The sequence below is a fragment of the Leeuwenhoekiella obamensis genome, assembly GCF_055391795.1.
Window position 1 is genome coordinate 20,864 of sequence record NZ_AP029251.1, and the last position, 16,700, is coordinate 37,563.

A 16,700-nucleotide genomic window follows, 5' to 3' on the forward strand; every position below is an offset into this window, starting at 1 on the left:
TGCGAAGCCCACCACCAAGTATTTACTGTTGCTGTTTTCATTTGAGTTTCAAAGATGAGACATCGATTTGAAACAGCCAAATAATTTCTACTTAAAATTTTAAGGTAACATCAAGCGTGAAGTTATCGCTGATGGTATTGTCTCCTAAATTATCAAAGAAACTACCAGAACCATAACGTACACCATATTTTGTACGGTTTACTTGGAAGCTAGTTGTAGCTGTGTCACCATCGATCGCTAGATCAAATTCTACTGGATGTGTTTCTTCTTTAATGGTAAGATCTGCAACAACGCTATAACCAGCAGCAGTTTTTTCAGCATTAGTTATTTTAAGAGTAGCGGTCTTGTAATTTGCGATCCCGAAGAAATCGTCACTGTTTAAGTGTCCTTCTAATTGACCTTTAGATTCTCCTTCTAGATCTGTAACTGCTATTGTAGTCATATCTACAACAAACTCACCTCCTACAAGAGTTTCACCATCAAATTCTAGGTGACCTTCTTTAAAGTCTATTGTGCCGTTGTGTTTACCAAGAACTTTTTTACCAGTCCACTCAATTTTACTTTCGCTTGTTTTGATCTCTTTTTTCATAATGTTTGTAAATGACGCAGCGCTAAATGCTACTGCAAGAATTAATACGGATTTAGATTTAGTATTCATTGTTGTATGTATAATATTTGTATGTACAAATGTTTGATTAAATTTTTTTATTGTCTTAGTTTGTCAAGAAGAGTGTTGAATAATTTCAGTTCCTCCTTTGAGAAATTCTTTACATGACTTTCATTTAAAGCGTTAGTTCTAGGATCTAGTTCGCTTAAAACATCAAGACCTTTTTTAGTTATCTCGATCTCTACTTTACGACGGTTGCTAGGGCAAACACGTCTTTCAGTTAAACCTTTTTTTATCAGTTTGTCTACTAGACGAGTAGTGTTGCTGCTTCTATCTACCATGCGTTCTTGTACACAGCTTAAGCTTGCAGGTTTACCTTGCTGGCCTCTAAGTATGCGAAGAACATTAAATTGCTGTACCGTAAGATCATACTCCTTAAGTAAAGCACTAAGCGACTCTTCAAGTTGTCTACTCGTGTAAGACAAATTGATAAGCGCCTTAGATTCTAAGGAAGTTTTATCGGTTAATTTTAAATCTTCTTCTATACTCATGTATAAACAACTATTGTATCGACAAATGTATAAATATTTTTTAGAATTTGAATTCGTTTAAGATAAAATTAGCATTTAAAGTTCAATCTGCAATCCTATATTGCCGCTATAAACGAGAGTATGTTATTCTATTCTTAATTATTGCTTGAAGATCAAGCAACTTAAATAATTTTGCCTGTTGACTTTTTAAAAAGAGCATCTTTTGATCAAATGGATTTTTATCATGCCCGTTTTAGCTTTTGCTATATCCTGCAAAAATGCGAGGCAAGAGTCTAAGGATGATATTGTTATTTTAAAGGAAGAAGCGAAATTCAGACAAGAGGTTTATAGTTTTAAAGATAGTGTGCCTACTTACGACTTTGATCATTTGGCTCCGCTGTTTGATCAAGATGATGATAAAGTTCATGTGATCAACTTCTGGGCAACGTGGTGTGAACCTTGTTTAGATGAGATGCCTAATTTTTTAAAGCTTAACGAAATTTACCAAGACGACTGGGATCTAACACTGGTGAGTCTAGATCTAAGAAATCAGGTGAATTCACGGTTGAAGCCCTTTGTTGAAAGCCGTAATATTGAAGATTTGGTTATTTGGCTCGACGATCCTAAAGAAAACGAGTGGATACCTAAAGTTGATAAAAACTGGAGTGGTGCGCTGCCTGCCACTTTGATATATAGAGGTGATAGCAGGCGATTTTATGAAGAGGCCTTTTCTTATGAAAAATTAAAAGAAGAGGTAGAATATTTTATGAGTTTGTAATTGTATATGAAGACGTTGAAGATACTGGCCGTTTTGGCCTTTTTAATTATAATTTCAGCATTTGCGGCAATAAATTTTCATCTGTTTCAAGATGAGTATCAAGTAGGCGATGTTGCGGCAGATTTTAGTTTAAAGAATATTGATGGCGAGATGGTGTCGCTAGCTGACCGCACAGACGCAAAAGGTTTTATAGTTGTCTTCACTTGCAACACATGCCCTTTCGCGCAAGCGAACGAAAAAAGAATTCTTGCGCTAGATGCTAAATTTGATACTAAAGGATACCCCGTAATTGCAATAAACCCTAACGATCCAGAAGTTAAAGCCGGCGAAAGTTTAGCGGCGATGCAGGCAATTGCTAAAGAGCACGGATACACATTTCCATATTTAGCAGATGATCATCAAGAGGTTTTTCCTGAATTTGGAGCAAAAAAGACACCTACAGTTTTTGTTTTGCAAAAGCAAAATGACGAGTTGATCGTGAAGTACAAAGGTGCGATTGACGACAGCGCAAGAGATGAATCTGCGGTAGATAAGCGATTTGTAGAAGACGCGGTAGAGGCTTTGCTAGCCGGTAAAACCATTAAGACAAACAATACAAAAGCCATAGGTTGTGCTATTAAGGCTTAAAGCCAAAAAAATAAACATACTAATCCGGAGTCATTTAAAGGTTCCGGATTTTTTTATTTAGTATTTTTGAATATCAAAAAATCAGATTATGGTACAAATGACTCAAGAAGAGTGGAGAGAGCAACTAGCAAATGATGAAAATGCGGTTGTGCTAGATGTGCGAACTGCAGCTGAAGTTGATGAAGGGATCATTCCTGGGGCTGTTACAGACTTAGACTTTTATGAAGGTCAGGGTTTTATAAACAAGCTTAATGAGCTTGATAAGTCAAAGAATTATTATGTGTACTGTCGCTCAGGAAATCGTAGCGGTCAGGCAGCTCAATTGATGGATCAATTGGGTTTTGAGAATTCATACAATTTACTAGGCGGTATGAATGAGTGGGATGGTGAGGTTGTAGCTACAGAAAACTAGTTTGCACCTATTTCCTTATTCACGCTATCTATAAATTCTAAGATATCATCGCGGCCTGTTCCATGGGCCGCGCTGCTTACAAAGTATTGTGGAACTTCCATCCATGCGCCTTCTAGCATTTGTGCTTTGTAATTTTCAATATTTCTTTCTAGCGCTTGCGGCTTCAGTTTATCGGCTTTGGTAAATATGATGCAAAATGGTATTTGCTTCTCGCCTAGATATTCCATGAATTCCATATCGATCTTTTGAGGTTCGTGGCGACAATCTACAAGCACAAATGCTGAGACTAATTGCTCACGCTTCTCAAAATAATCTGTAATGAATTTTTGAAATTCTTTCTTCGCCTTTTTTGAAACTCGCGCATAACCATAACCAGGAAGATCGACTAGATACCAGTTCTTATTGATCACAAAATGGTTGATCAATTGTGTTTTTCCTGGAGTTGAAGAGGTTTTTGCAAGGCTCTTTCGCTCAGTAAGCATATTTATTAAAGAAGACTTGCCTACGTTACTTCTTCCTATAAATGCATACTCTGGTAATCTGTCTTTAGGGCATTGTGATACCTTGCTGTTGCTTACTAAAAACTCAGCTTGTTTAATATGCATATTTATAAGGATTAAAGGTTGCGCTCCTTCAGCCAGCTGTGAAGGATCTGGTTAAATTCCTCTGGCTTTTCCATCATTGCGGCGTGGCCACATTTGTCTATCCAGTATAGATCGCTGTCAGGTAAAAGTTTGTTGAAATCTTCAGCCACTTCTGGCGGAGTAACATTGTCCTGACGTCCCCAGATAATGCATGTAGGAGTATGCATCTCTGGTAGATCTTTTGCCATGTTATGTCTGATAGCGCTTTTGGCTATAGCCAAAGTCTTAACGAGTTTATTTCTATCGTTTACCGTTTCATAAACATCGTCAACAATTTCTTTTGTTGCTACCTCAGGATCATAAAAAACATCCTGAGCCTTTTTCTTGATGTACTCATAATCACCGCGTTTAGGGTAGCTTTCTCCCATTGCGCTTTCATAAAGTCCGCTGCTGCCGGTGATGATCAAAGCCTTCATTACTTCAGGATACACTTTAGTATGGTATAGCCCAATGTGACCGCCTAGGGAGTTTCCTAAAAGGATCACTTTGTCAAAGCCTTTATGCTTGATAAAGTCATTGAGGTAAGCGGCAAAAGTTTTTACTCCGGTCTTAATAAGCGGAGTTGTGTAAACGGGAAGTTCTGGGATAACGATCTTATATCCGTGCTGAGGAAAAAAATTTGTGACTGCGTCAAAATTGCTCAACCCTCCCATTAATCCATGTAGAATTATGATGGGAGTGCCTTCTCCAGCTTCTAGATATGTGAATTTATCTTCGGTTTTTAATGTATGTACCATATAGCGGGTTCAGCAAAAGCCTTAAAGGCAAATATAGGCATTTAGGCAAAATCTCAACGGTTATCGTAGGATAATGCAGGTATTAAATTATATCGTTCAAGGTTTCAGGCTATTGTTAATAACATACACAGAAATCAACGAAGTGGTATGATTTATCAACAATGTGGTAAAATATGGTAAAATGTGGTAATAAAATATATATCTTTGAAGTTATCTAAGCAAAACATCCGGATTTCTTGCTGAATTTGACCGAAACATATGAGTGTAAAGTAGATGCAAAAGGGCGCATTATGTTGCCTACTGCATTAAAAAAGACTTTGGCGTCCAGCCTTGCAGAAGGTTTTGTGCTTAAGCGCTCTGTTTTTCAGCCTTGCTTAGAACTTTGGCCTATGCCAGAGTGGGATTTGATGATGCAAAAGGTGAACAAGTTGAACCGTTTTGTAAAAAAGAATAACGACTTCATTAGGAAGTTTACTGCGGGTGTAAAAATGATTGAAGTGGATGCTACCGGGCGTATTTTGTTGCCAAAGGATCTTAAAGCATTTGCATCAATAGAAAAAGGAGTGGTGTTGAATGGAGCAGTAAATATTCTCGAGATCTGGGATACGCAAGGGTATGAAGAAGCTGTGGCTGATGATGGTGATTTTGCAGATCTGGCAGAAGAGGTGATGGGTGGATTAAACGATGTTCCTGATGGATTATCATAACCCGGTATTGCTTAAAGAAACAGTTGATGGATTGAATATCGATCCTGATGGTGTTTATGTGGATGTGACTTTTGGAGGCGGTGGTCATTCAAGAGAGATAATGAAAAGATTAGGTTCTAAGGGAAAGCTGTTTGCTTTTGATCAGGACCGCGACGCTCTTTCTAATATTATAGATGATGATCGCTTTATGCTTATCAGCGAAAACTTCAGATTTATAAAACGCTTTTTAAGGTTTTATGGTGTGAAGAAGGTAGATGGCGTTTTAGGTGATTTTGGTGTTTCATCGCATCAGTTTGACGTGGCAGAACGTGGTTTTTCAACTCGTTTTGAGTCGGAGTTAGATATGCGAATGGATCAAACCAGTGCGCTCTCGGCACATCAAGTAGTTAATGAATATGATGAGGTTGACCTGCGAAGAGTTTTGTTGCAGTATGGTGAGTTGAGAAATGCACCAAAAATAGCACGAACAATTGTTGGGGCGAGACGTGATGGCGAGATCAAAACCACAGAAGCGTTCAAAGAGATTTTAGCTCCGTTTTTGCCAAAGCATCGCGAGCATAAAATTTTAGCTCAGGTGTATCAGGCGATTCGTATTGAGGTAAATCAAGAGCTTGAGGTTTTAAAGGAGTTTTTGCTTCAAACAGAAGAGATCTTAAAGCAGGGTGGAAGATTGAGTTTGATCTCTTACCATTCTTTAGAAGATAGATTGGTGAAGCGCTATATAAGGAGTGGGATGTTTGAAGGTGAGCCAGAAAAAGACATGTTTGGTAATGTGTCTGTTCCTTTTAAAAAGGTGGGAGGCTTGATAGTTCCTACTAAGGAAGAAATAGCAGAAAATAATAGAGCGCGCAGCGCAAAACTTAGAATAGCAGAACGCATTTAAAGTGAAAAAAGGAATATATGACATATTAAAAGGAAAGTTTCTCATCAGCGATGATGCGATGAAAAACTGGCGTATGATCATATTTCTTTCTGCGCTGGCAATTGTGATGATCGCCAGTTCGCATATAGCCGATAAAAAAGTGCATGAAATTGCCCGGCTTAATGAAGAGGTAAAAGAACTGAGGAGTGAGTTTGTTGACACGCGCCTTGAGGTTAGAAGATTGAAAATGGAAAGTACGGTGGCAAAGAGGATCGCTTCACAAGGATTGAAGCCTTCAGCAGAGCCGCCTAAGAAAATTAAGGTTAAAACACAGTAAAATGTTCTTATGGCAGTGAGCGAAAAGAACATATTGAACCGAATGTATTTTGTGGCAGGTGGTATGTTCATCTTCGCCATCTTCGTCGCATTTAAGCTATTGAACATTCAGTTTTCAGAAGGAGAAAAGTATAAGGAGCTCGCAGAGGCGCGCACTGAACGCTTATTCACCATTCCGGCTAATCGCGGTAATCTTTACGCTGGCGACGGCAGTCTGCTGGCTACTTCTGTTCCTAAATATGAAGTGCGATTTGATGCTTTAGCGCCTAACGATGATGATTTTGAAGAAAATGTTTCCGCTTTAGCGAAAGGGCTTGCGAAGCAATTGGGTGATCACCCGGCGGCTTATTATGAAGATCGACTGCGTAAGGCTCGAGCAAACAAAAACCGATACTTATTCATCACCCGAAACTTAGGGTATTCAAAATACATGGCTGTAAAAGGCTTGCCTTTGTTTAATAAAGGTCCTTATCGTGGCGGCTTTATTGCTGAAAGTAAAACGGTGCGCGAGCATCCATTAGATAAAATGGCTGAAAGAACCGTGGGTTATGAACGTCGTGATGAGAATGGATACTACACTCGTGTAGGTCTTGAAGGTGCTTTCAGTAATTATTTGCGCGGTAAAGAAGGTCGTAGGTTAAAGCAGCGCATCGCAAAAGGCCAATGGAAACCAATAGGAATTGACAATATCGTAGAGCCGCAAGACGGCTTTGATGTGGTTTCTACAATTGATGTGAATATTCAAGATATCGCACATCATGCTTTGCTTGAGTCGTTAGAAAAATTTGAAGCAGATCACGGTTGTGTTGTGGTTATGGAAACCAAAACCGGCGAGATCAAAGCAATATCAAACCTTGGTCGCACAGAAGATGGTAATTATTATGAGGCGAGAAACTATGCGGTTTACGAGTCGCATGAGCCAGGTTCTACCTTTAAACTTATGGCCTTAACGGCTGCGCTAGAGGATAAAGTGATAGATACAAGTGACATCGTAGATACAGAGAATGGCCGAGTGAAATTTTACAACCGCACGGTGTACGATTCGCACTGGGGTGGTTATGGTAAAATTTCGGCGGGGACGGCTTTTGAGCTTTCTTCTAATACGGCTTTCGCCAAAATGATAACCGAGAATTACAAAGACGATCCTAAGCGTTTTGTGAAGCGTCTTTATAACATGGGGCTCAACAATAAATTGGGTTTAAGTATTAAAGGAGAAGGTTTGCCAAAGATCCCTTATCCGGGTGATGCAAACTGGTATGGTACAACATTGCCGTGGATGGCTTTTGGGTACGGAGTTTCTATGACGCCATTGCAAACGCTTTCTTTTTATAACGCGATCGCTAATGATGGCGAAATGGTAAAACCAAGATTTATCCGTGAGGTGAAAAAATGGGATGAGTCCATTGAGAAGTTTGATAAAGAAGTGATCAACCCAAAGATCTGTTCACAAGAAACCATTGATAAGGTGAAGAAATTGATGGAAAATGTGGTAAAACGTGGTACGGCAGATAATATCTATTCGCCTCAATTTTCTATGGCAGGTAAAACAGGAACCTGTCAAACAGAATACTGGATCGAGCCAGGAAGATATATCTCATCATTTGCAGGATATTTTCCGGCAGATGATCCCAAATATTCTTGCATCGTGGTGGTGAATAAGCCTAAGAAAAGCATAGGGTATTATGGAAATATAGTTGCGGCGCCAGTCTTTAAAAAGATCGCTCATAAAATTTACAGCGATACTCCTATTGTTGACGAAGTTATTTTGGCGCAAGCCAATGAAAAAAGAGTAGAAGAAGATTATAGATCGTACTACTCAAAATCTCAAAAATCACACAAAACCATTCCAGATGTACGCGGTATGAGCGGTATGGATGCGGTGTCGCTTTTAGAGAACTTAGGACTTAAAGTAAAGTTCAAAGGAACTGGAAAAGTTAGATCACAATCAGTTAACGCAGGTTCGGCGATCAATAAAAATCAGGTAATAACATTACAACTTTCATGATCATATTAAAGGACATATTGTATGGTGTTTCACTCGAGTCTGTTTCGGGGAACACGAATATTTCCGTTAATGAACTGCATTTTGACTCGCGCAAAGTGCAGCTTAATGATGTGTTTATCGCTGTGCGCGGTACGCAGGTTGATGGTCATGATTATATTAAAAAAGCTGTAGATCAAGGAGCGATCGCCATCGTATGTGAGGCGTTGCCAGAAGAATTGATCAATGGCGTGACCTATGTAGAAACAACAGATTCTGCTAGTGCGCTTGCTATTATGGCTTCTAATTTTTACGGGAATCCTTCTGAGAATTTAAAGCTTGTGGGTGTTACTGGTACAAACGGTAAAACCACAATTGCAACGCTTTTATATCAATTGTTCACCAAGGCTGGTTTTGCTTCTGGATTACTCTCTACAGTAAAAGTTATGGTGGCAGATCAAGAATTTGCCGCTACGCATACAACTCCAGATCCGCTTGCGATCAATAGCTATCTCGCACAAATGAGCGATGCTGGTGTTGAATATTGCTTTATGGAGGTGAGTTCGCATGGTATTCATCAGCAGCGTACTAAAGGATTAAAGTTTGCTGGCGGGATTTTTACAAATCTCACGCATGATCACCTGGATTATCACAACACATTCGCAGAGTATCGTGATGTGAAGAAGCGATTTTTTGATGAATTGCCTGCAGATGCTTTTGCATTGGTAAATGTAGATGATAAGAACGGGCAGGTGATGATACAGAATACTAAGGCAAAAACATACAGCTATGCTATAAAAAGCTATGCAGATTATAAAGCGCAGGTGCTAGAGAATCAGTTTAGCGGACTGTTGCTTAAGATCGGTGATAATTCTGTTTGGACAAAGTTGATAGGTTCTTTTAATGCCTATAATCTTATCGCTATTTACGCTTCCGCGGAATTGCTAGGCCTTGAACAAATGGAGGCTTTAAAGCTTCTTAGCGAATTGCAAAGTGTAAGCGGGAGGTTCCAGTATTTTATTTCGCCGAAAGGCATAACAGCAATTGTAGATTATGCACACACGCCAGATGCATTGAAAAATGTGCTGGGAACCATCAACGATATCAGAACGAAAAATGAAGAGCTGATCACTGTTGTGGGCTGTGGCGGAGATCGTGATAAAACTAAGCGTCCAAAAATGGCGCACTTAGCTTCGGCATTAAGTACAAAGGCCATTTTTACTAGCGACAATCCTAGAACGGAAGATCCTGATGTGATCATTGAGGAGATGGAAAAGGGAGTGGAGCCACAAAATTTTAATAAAACGCTATCGATCACAAATAGGAAGCAGGCGATAAAGACCGCTTGCCAGATGGCAAATACAAATGATATCATTTTGATCGCCGGTAAAGGGCATGAAACCTATCAAGAGGTTAATGGCGAGCGATCACATTTTGATGATTTTGAAACCGTGAGCGAATTGCTCAAAGAATTGAATAAGTAACCATTCCGCGAAAGCGGAAAACCAGAGATATGCTTTATTATCTTTTTGAATTTTTAGAGAAAGAATACAACCTCACTGGAGCGAGCCTTTTTGGGTTTATCTCCTTTAGAGCGGCAATGGCGATCATTACTTCGCTTGCTATTTCTACGATTTGGGGTAAAAAAATAATCCTTTATCTGCAGCGTAAGCAGATGGGAGAGACCATTAGAGATCTAGGTCTTGAAGGTCAGGTAGAAAAAGCCGGAACCCCAACAATGGGTGGGATCATCATCATTCTGGCAACCTTGATTCCTGTGCTCTTATTCGCAAGGCTCGATAACATTTATGTTTTGCTATTGATCGTTACGACCTTATGGATGGGAGCTATAGGATTCTTGGATGACTACCTTAAAATGAAACAGCAAAACAAAGAAGGTCTTGCTGGTAAATTTAAGATCGTAGGACAAGTTGGTCTAGGTGTGATCATTGGTGCAACGATGTTCTTTCATCCAGGAATTACCGTGCAGGAAGAAATTGTAAATCCTAAAAATTCTACAGAAGAGATCACACAAAGTTCACCTGAAGAATTTAAGGAAGAAAAGAAGCTTTTAACCACTACAATCCCTTTTACAAAGGACAACGAATTTGACTATTCTAAGATCGTTAGCTGGTTAGGCGAAGACTATGTAAAATACGCTTGGTTGATTTTTATCCCTATCGTGATCTTCATTGTAACAGCAGTTTCTAACGGTGCAAATCTTACGGATGGAATTGACGGTCTCGCGGCAGGTTCATCTGCGATAATAGTATTGACACTCGGGATTTTTGCCTGGGTTTCTGGTAACATCATTTTTAGTGATTATCTCAATGTGATGTACATACCGCGCACGGGTGAAATGGTGATTTACATATCAGCATTTGTAGGATCGCTCGTGGGATTCTTGTGGTATAACACTTATCCTGCACAGGTTTTTATGGGCGATACAGGAAGTTTGACCATTGGTGGAATTATCGCCGTGATCGCTATTGCGATTCGTAAAGAATTAATGATCCCACTTTTATGCGGAATCTTCTTTATGGAAACCTTAAGTGTGATGCTTCAGGTGAGCTATTTTAAATACACTAAGAAAAAAACGGGCGAAGGAAAACGCATTTTCTTGATGTCGCCTTTACACCATCATTATCAAAAGAAAGGAATACACGAAAGCAAGATCGTAACCCGATTCTGGATCGTGGGAATTCTTCTTGCTATCATCACAATTGTAACCTTAAAAGTGCGATAGATGAAGCGATTGGTGGTGCTTGGTGGTGGAGAAAGTGGCGTGGGAACTGCGATTTTAGGATTGCAAAAAGGATACGAAGTTTTTCTCTCTGACTTCGGAAAAATAAAAGAGAAATATAAAGACGTTCTTAAAAATCTTGATTTAAAATGGGAAGAAGGCGGCCACACAGAGGTTGAAATTCTCAATGCAGATCTTGTGATGAAGAGTCCAGGAATTCCTGATAAGGCGCCAATTATTAAAGCGCTTAAAGCGAAAGGGACTCCCGTGATCTCAGAGATTGAATTCGCAGCAAAGTATACACATGCGACGATCATAGGCATTACAGGAAGCAACGGCAAGACGACTACAACAACCTTGACAGATTACATTTTGCGTCAAGCAAATATAAACAGTGTAGCAGCAGGGAATATAGGCGACAGTTTTGCTGAGCAAGTGGCGAAAGGAGAGCATGATCATTTTGTGCTTGAGATTAGCAGTTTTCAGTTAGATGGCGTGGTAAATTTTGCTCCGCACATTGCGGTGTTAACGAATATCACACCAGACCATCTGGATCGCTATGAGTACAAATTTGAGAATTATATCGCCTCAAAGTTTCGCATTACGATGAATCAAACAGAGAATGATTTTTTGATCTATGATGCAGATGATGTGGTGATAACAGATTGGTTAAAAGATCATCCTACAAAGGCTCAATTAATACCATTTTCCATTGAGAAAAAGCTGGATCAAGGAGCGTTTATAGAAGACAACAATATTAAAATTATAACAGGTAACAACACATTTTTAATGAAGACAGCAGACCTATCAATTAAAGGGGCGCACAATCAAAAAAACGCAATGGCGGCAGCCACTGTAGCGCGTTTATTAAACATTCGCAAGGCGACAATTCGTGAGAGTCTTGAAGGTTTTCAAGGTGTAGAGCACAGGCTTGAGAATTTCTTGAAGATCAATAATGTGAATTACATTAACGACAGCAAGGCTACGAATGTTAACGCAACTTTTTATGCGCTAGATAGCATGAGTTCGCCAACCGTTTGGATCGTGGGTGGTATAGACAAGGGTAACGATTATAGAGATCTTTATCCGTTAGTCAACGAAAAGGTGAAGGCCATCATCTGTCTAGGTGTTGATAATAAAAAATTACTAGAGCATTTTACAGGAATGGTAGATGTGATCATAGAAACACAGTCTATCACTGAAGCTGTAAAGATCTCTTACAAGCTTGCTGAAAAAGGTGATAATGTGTTGTTGTCACCAGCATGTGCAAGTTTTGATCTTTTTGAGAATTACGAAGACAGAGGGAGACAATTTAAAGAAGCGGTAAGAAACCTGTAAGGATACATGGCGCAAACTGGTAACATATTCAAGAATTTAAAAGGAGATAAGTCTATTTGGGCCATTATTGGTCTGCTGGCTGTATTTTCTTTTTTACCAGTGTATAGCGCTAGTAGTAACCTCGCTTATTTATATAGCGACGGTAATACGCTTAAGTTTTTAGTAAGGCATCTAATGCACCTTGTGCTTGGGTTTGCGATCATTTATGGTGTGCATAAAGTGCCTTTTAAATATTTCAAAGGACTGTCAATTATCCTGTTGCCCATTATTGTTGTTTTGCTTGTTGTTACTATGGCTCAGGGAAGCACGATAGACGGGGCGAATGCAAGTAGATGGATCAAGATCCCGTTTGTGGGATTAACGTTTCAAACATCTACGCTGGCCTCTGTTGTTTTGATGGTGTATGTGGCGAGATATTTAAGTAGAATTAAAGATAAAGAGATCACATTTAAAGAAACTTTATTGCCTTTGTGGGCTCCTGTGGGGCTTGTGCTTGCATTGATCTTGCCAGCAAACTTTTCTACCACAGCGATCATGTTTGCGATGATACTTACGCTTGTGTTTCTGGGCGGTTATCCGCTTAAGTATATCGGGGTTGTTGTGGGAACTGGTGTTGCGGCTTTTGGTCTGTTTATTTTGCTAGCGTTAGCTTTTCCTAAGATGATGCCAAACCGTATCGACACCTGGAAGAGTAGAATAGAAAGTTATTGGAATAACGAGCCTACGGAAGAAGGCTATCAAATAGAAAAAGCAAAGATCGCCATCGCAACCGGTGGAGTTTTTGGTAAAGGTCCTGGTGAAAGCGTGCAGAAGTATGTGCTTCCGCAATCTTCATCAGATTTCATTTTTGCGATCATTATTGAGGAGTACGGTTTATTAGGAGGTTTTTTTCTGATGCTGCTGTATTTGTTGTTGCTCTTCAGGATCGTGATCGTGGCGCATAAGTCGTCAAGCATTTTTGGTAAACTCGTCACTGTGGGTGTTGGTCTGCCTATCATTTTTCAGGCGTTGATCAATATGGCGGTTGCGGTAGAACTTTTCCCGGTAACGGGACAAACATTACCGCTTGTAAGTAGTGGTGGTACATCTATCTGGATGACGTGTCTTGCGATAGGTATTATTCTTAGCGTAAGCGCAAAAAGAGAAGAAATTAAAGCAATGGAGGATAAAGAGGAAGAAGAGATGAATCCTCTAGAAGTCTTGAGTGAAACAATATAAAAAAGTGAGTTATAAATTCATCATATCAGGCGGAGGAACCGGTGGACATATCTACCCGGCGATTGCTATTGCAGATGAGCTAAGAGCTCGCTATCCTGATGCGCAATTTCTGTTTGTGGGGTCTAAAGATCGCATGGAAATGGAAAAAGTGCCTAAGGCAGGTTATAAAATTGAAGGATTGTGGATCGCAGGTTTTCAACGCAAGTTGACTCTTACGAATCTTGCTTTTCCTTTTAAGTTGATGAGTAGCCTTTTTAAAAGCGCAAAGATCATTCGCAAATTTAAACCTGATGCCGTTGTGGGAACTGGCGGTTTTGCTAGTGGTCCGCTGTTAGAAATGGCAACGAGATACAACGTGCCGGCATTGGTACAAGAGCAAAATAGCTTTGCGGGTATCACAAATAAATTGCTGGCAAAAAAGGTTCAGAAAATTTGTGTGGCGTACGATGGGATGGAGAAATTCTTCCCGGCAGACAAGATCATAAAAACCGGAAATCCTGTGCGTAAGGATCTGGTTGAGGTGAGAATTGATAAAGAAAGCGCAATAAAAATGCTTGGGCTTACGCCAAATAAACCCGTACTCTTTGTAATGGGTGGAAGTTTAGGGGCGAGAGCGATTAACAAATTGATCGCAGATAATCTTCAATTTATCTTAGATCATGATGTGCAGATTCTTTGGCAATGCGGCAAACTTTACCATGAGCAGTATAAGAAGTTTGAAGATCTTGATGAAGTAAAAGTCACTCCGTTTATAGACAATATGGATGCGGCGTATGCAGCAGCAGATCTTATAATCAGTAGAGCAGGAGCGGGATCAGTATCTGAGTTATGTATTGTGGGTAAACCTACGATCTTCATCCCGTCGCCTAACGTTGCTGAAGATCATCAAACCAAAAATGCTGAGTCAGTTGTGGCGCACAATGCGGCTTTGATGGTTAAAGAATCAGAGATGGACGCCGAGTTTACGACGAAGTTTTCTGAGCTTTTGAATAATAAAGAACTGCAAGATCAGTTGGCTTTACAGATAAAGCAACTGGCCTTGCCGCAAGCTACAAGCGATATTGTAGATGAGGTAGAAAAACTTTTGGCTGCAGCCAAATAAAAAATAATATCTGAAGACACTAGATAACATACAGAACATTTATTTCATAGGCATCGGCGGGATCGGGATGAGCGGACTTGCGCGCTATTTTAAAAGCGCGGGGAAGCATGTGGCTGGCTATGATAAAACGCCTAGTGCGGTAACTAAAGCGTTAGAAGTTCTTGAGATTCCTGTGGTGTTTACAGATGGTGTTGATGATGTTCCTGCGACTTTCATGAATGCGGCAGAAACACTAGTGGTGTATACGCCAGCTGTGCCGGCATCGCATAAAGCGTTAACGTACTTTAGAGAGAATGGTTTTGATCTGCATAAGCGCGCAGAAGTTCTTGGTTGGTTAACCCAAAACAAGTTTTGTTTAGCAGTTGCGGGTACACATGGTAAGACAACAACAACGACGATCTTAGCACATTTATTAGCTGTAACCGGCGTGCCTATGATAGGCTTTTTAGGCGGTATTGCAGAGAATTACAGTTCTAATATCGTGCATACTGGTGAAGATGTGATCGTGGTAGAAGCAGATGAATTTGATAGATCATTTTTGCAGCTTGAGCCAGACTTAGCGTGCATAAATTCTATGGATGCAGATCACTTGGATATTTATGGTACTGCGGATGATCTTACAAGAACTTTCAAACTTTTTACAGAGCAAATTAAAATGGGCGGGAGTCTGTTTATAAAAAGTGGTTTGCCTTTAGAAGGTTTAACTGTGGGTGTTGAAGATCCTTCGGCAAATTATAATGCGAGCAATATACAAGTGAGAGATGGTCATTACATTTTTGACCTGCATCATGAGGCCGGAAGTCTTGATAATCTAGAATTTCATTTGCCAGGCAAACACAATATTTTTAATGCGAGCATGGCGCTAGCAATGGCATTAAAGTTGGGCGTAAACGTTCATAAACTTCCTGCGGCGCTTGCAAGTTTTAAGGGAGTGAATCGCAGATTCTCATACCGAATTAAAACAGATGATCTTGTTCTGATCGATGATTACGCGCATCATCCTGCAGAGATCGATGCTGTGCATCAGGCGGTGAGAGAGATGTATCCAGATGATGAGATCTTGGTTGTTTTTCAGCCGCATTTGTACAGTCGCACAAGAGATTTTATAGATGATTTTGCCACAAGTCTATCGCGTTTTGACGAGGTTATGCTGCTTGATATTTATCCTGCAAGAGAAGAACCTATCGCAGGCGTGACTTCTGCGGCATTGTTAGAAGATATCACGCTTTCGCGAAAAGGTCTAGTGGAGAAGAGCAATTTGGCGCAAGCCATAAAAGGATCAAATAAGCGCGTGGTGGTGATGCTGGGCGCAGGAGATATAGGAGAAGAAATTTTAAAAGTAGCTGAAGAATTAGGTTAATGAAGATCAACTGGTTCTACATAAAGATTTTTGCGTTAGCGGTTGTTGTGCTGTTTCTTTTTGGCTTTGCAAAAAACCGAAATGAAGCGCGTGAGATCGTGGATACTCGCATCAATTTTGAAGGCGACACGAACCTTTTTATCACGGCAGATTCCGTTGATAAATTGTTGATACAAAAAAATGTGGCAGATACGGTTCAAGGCAAAGAAATTTTAGCTTTGAGTGAATTAGAGGCTCGGCTTGATGCCAATGCAATGATCGCGGAGGCAGATGTTTATCGCACGATAGACGGTTTTATAGGAGCAAATGTTAAACAGCGCAAGCCCCTCGCGCGCGTTAATGGGGAGTCTGCATATTATATCGATGAGTTGGGAGTGGCGATGCCGCTGTCTTCTAATTATTCGGCAAGAGTGCCCATAGTTGAAGGGCTCAAAAAAGATAAAGTTCTGGAGGTGCTTCCATTACTGCAATTTATCAAGGAGGATGCGATGTTGAGTGAACAAATTGTGGGAATAGAGCGAACGCCTAAAGGAAACTACAGATTACACACCAGAGTTCTGGATTATGGTATAGACGTTGGGAAAGTGCAGGATCTGGAATCAAAATTCAACAATTACAAAGCCTTTTTTCAAAAGGCAAGCAAAGATAAAAGTTTGGAAACCTACAAAATTGTGGACCTGAGGTTCAGGGGACAAGTTGTGGGTACAAAAAAGTAAGT

18 protein-coding genes are annotated in these 16,700 nt (G+C 40.1%); 14 read left to right on the forward strand and 4 right to left on the reverse strand.

Annotated features, from left to right (window positions below):
- Positions 1-91: 91 nt before the first annotated feature.
- Together ACZ5L8_RS00110 and ACZ5L8_RS00115 are read right to left on the reverse strand one after the other, a co-directional pair.
- Positions 92-658, reverse strand: a complete 567-nt coding sequence (locus ACZ5L8_RS00110) for a YceI family protein (RefSeq protein ID WP_464438859.1) — start codon at positions 656-658, stop codon at positions 92-94.
- 47 nt (positions 659-705) lie between these two features.
- Entirely contained in the window at positions 706-1,158 is a 453-nt protein-coding gene (locus tag ACZ5L8_RS00115) for a MarR family winged helix-turn-helix transcriptional regulator (protein ID WP_464438861.1), read from the reverse strand.
- A 202-nt stretch (positions 1,159-1,360) separates the two neighbouring features.
- Between ACZ5L8_RS00115 and ACZ5L8_RS00120 the strand changes: the two genes are divergently transcribed.
- The 3 genes from ACZ5L8_RS00120 (at position 1,361) to ACZ5L8_RS00130 (ending at position 2,954) form a co-directional block, all read left to right on the forward strand.
- Positions 1,361-1,915 (forward strand): TlpA disulfide reductase family protein, encoded by a 555-nt coding sequence (locus ACZ5L8_RS00120; protein ID WP_464438863.1) that lies wholly within the window; start codon positions 1,361-1,363, stop codon positions 1,913-1,915.
- A gap of 6 nt (positions 1,916-1,921) precedes the next feature.
- Positions 1,922-2,542 carry a thioredoxin family protein gene (locus ACZ5L8_RS00125; protein WP_464438865.1) on the forward strand — a complete coding sequence of 207 codons (621 nt, stop codon included), beginning with the start codon at positions 1,922-1,924 and terminating at the stop codon, positions 2,540-2,542.
- A gap of 88 nt (positions 2,543-2,630) precedes the next feature.
- On the forward strand, positions 2,631-2,954 hold the full coding sequence (locus ACZ5L8_RS00130; protein ID WP_464438867.1) for a rhodanese-like domain-containing protein: 324 nt from the start codon (positions 2,631-2,633) through the stop codon (positions 2,952-2,954).
- On the opposite strand, the gene yihA is transcribed toward ACZ5L8_RS00130, so the two are convergent.
- Both yihA and ACZ5L8_RS00140 read right to left on the reverse strand, forming a co-directional pair.
- Positions 2,951-3,559, reverse strand: coding sequence for a ribosome biogenesis GTP-binding protein YihA/YsxC (yihA, locus tag ACZ5L8_RS00135; RefSeq protein WP_462599504.1), 609 nt, complete (start codon positions 3,557-3,559; stop codon positions 2,951-2,953). The two genes, ACZ5L8_RS00130 and yihA, sit on opposite strands and share 4 nt — an antisense overlap.
- An 11-nt stretch (positions 3,560-3,570) precedes the next feature.
- Positions 3,571-4,335, reverse strand: coding sequence for an alpha/beta fold hydrolase (locus tag ACZ5L8_RS00140; protein ID WP_464438869.1), 765 nt, complete (start codon positions 4,333-4,335; stop codon positions 3,571-3,573).
- A gap of 236 nt (positions 4,336-4,571) precedes the next feature.
- On the opposite strand from ACZ5L8_RS00140, the gene mraZ reads away from it, so the two are divergent.
- The 11 genes from mraZ to ACZ5L8_RS00195 are packed head-to-tail and all read left to right on the forward strand — an operon-like array spanning position 4,572 to position 16,698.
- Positions 4,572-5,042: a division/cell wall cluster transcriptional repressor MraZ gene (mraZ, locus tag ACZ5L8_RS00145; RefSeq protein WP_464438870.1), complete on the forward strand. Its 471-nt coding sequence runs from the start codon at positions 4,572-4,574 to the stop codon at positions 5,040-5,042.
- A complete protein-coding gene (gene rsmH, locus ACZ5L8_RS00150; protein WP_464438872.1) occupies positions 5,029-5,925 on the forward strand; it encodes a 16S rRNA (cytosine(1402)-N(4))-methyltransferase RsmH in 897 nt (298 codons plus the stop codon). Before mraZ ends, rsmH begins: the two co-directional genes overlap by 14 nt.
- Before the next feature lies 1 nt (position 5,926).
- A complete protein-coding gene (locus ACZ5L8_RS00155; protein WP_462599500.1) occupies positions 5,927-6,241 on the forward strand; it encodes an FtsL-like putative cell division protein in 315 nt (104 codons plus the stop codon).
- Positions 6,242-6,250: 9 nt separating this feature from the next.
- Positions 6,251-8,245 (forward strand): penicillin-binding protein, encoded by a 1,995-nt coding sequence (locus ACZ5L8_RS00160; RefSeq protein WP_464438873.1) that lies wholly within the window; start codon positions 6,251-6,253, stop codon positions 8,243-8,245.
- Positions 8,242-9,705 carry a UDP-N-acetylmuramoyl-L-alanyl-D-glutamate--2,6-diaminopimelate ligase gene (locus tag ACZ5L8_RS00165; protein ID WP_464438874.1) on the forward strand — a complete coding sequence of 488 codons (1,464 nt, stop codon included), beginning with the start codon at positions 8,242-8,244 and terminating at the stop codon, positions 9,703-9,705. Before ACZ5L8_RS00160 ends, ACZ5L8_RS00165 begins: the two co-directional genes overlap by 4 nt.
- 29 nt (positions 9,706-9,734) lie before the next feature.
- The gene (gene mraY / locus ACZ5L8_RS00170; protein WP_464438876.1) at positions 9,735-10,967 is read left to right on the forward strand and encodes a phospho-N-acetylmuramoyl-pentapeptide-transferase; all 1,233 of its coding nucleotides are present in this window, start codon (positions 9,735-9,737) and stop codon (positions 10,965-10,967) included.
- The gene (murD, locus tag ACZ5L8_RS00175; RefSeq protein WP_464438877.1) at positions 10,968-12,302 is read left to right on the forward strand and encodes a UDP-N-acetylmuramoyl-L-alanine--D-glutamate ligase; all 1,335 of its coding nucleotides are present in this window, start codon (positions 10,968-10,970) and stop codon (positions 12,300-12,302) included.
- A 6-nt stretch (positions 12,303-12,308) separates the two neighbouring features.
- A complete protein-coding gene (locus tag ACZ5L8_RS00180) occupies positions 12,309-13,520 on the forward strand; it encodes an FtsW/RodA/SpoVE family cell cycle protein (protein WP_464438879.1) in 1,212 nt (403 codons plus the stop codon).
- Positions 13,521-13,524: 4 nt separating this feature from the next.
- A complete protein-coding gene (gene murG, locus ACZ5L8_RS00185; protein ID WP_464438881.1) occupies positions 13,525-14,622 on the forward strand; it encodes an undecaprenyldiphospho-muramoylpentapeptide beta-N-acetylglucosaminyltransferase in 1,098 nt (365 codons plus the stop codon).
- A 46-nt stretch (positions 14,623-14,668) separates the two neighbouring features.
- Positions 14,669-15,982, forward strand: a complete 1,314-nt coding sequence (gene murC / locus ACZ5L8_RS00190; RefSeq protein ID WP_464440890.1) for a UDP-N-acetylmuramate--L-alanine ligase — start codon at positions 14,669-14,671, stop codon at positions 15,980-15,982.
- Positions 15,982-16,698, forward strand: a complete 717-nt coding sequence (locus ACZ5L8_RS00195; protein WP_462599493.1) for a cell division protein FtsQ/DivIB — start codon at positions 15,982-15,984, stop codon at positions 16,696-16,698. The genes murC and ACZ5L8_RS00195 overlap by 1 nt, the downstream gene beginning before the upstream one ends.
- Positions 16,699-16,700 lie beyond the last annotated feature (2 nt).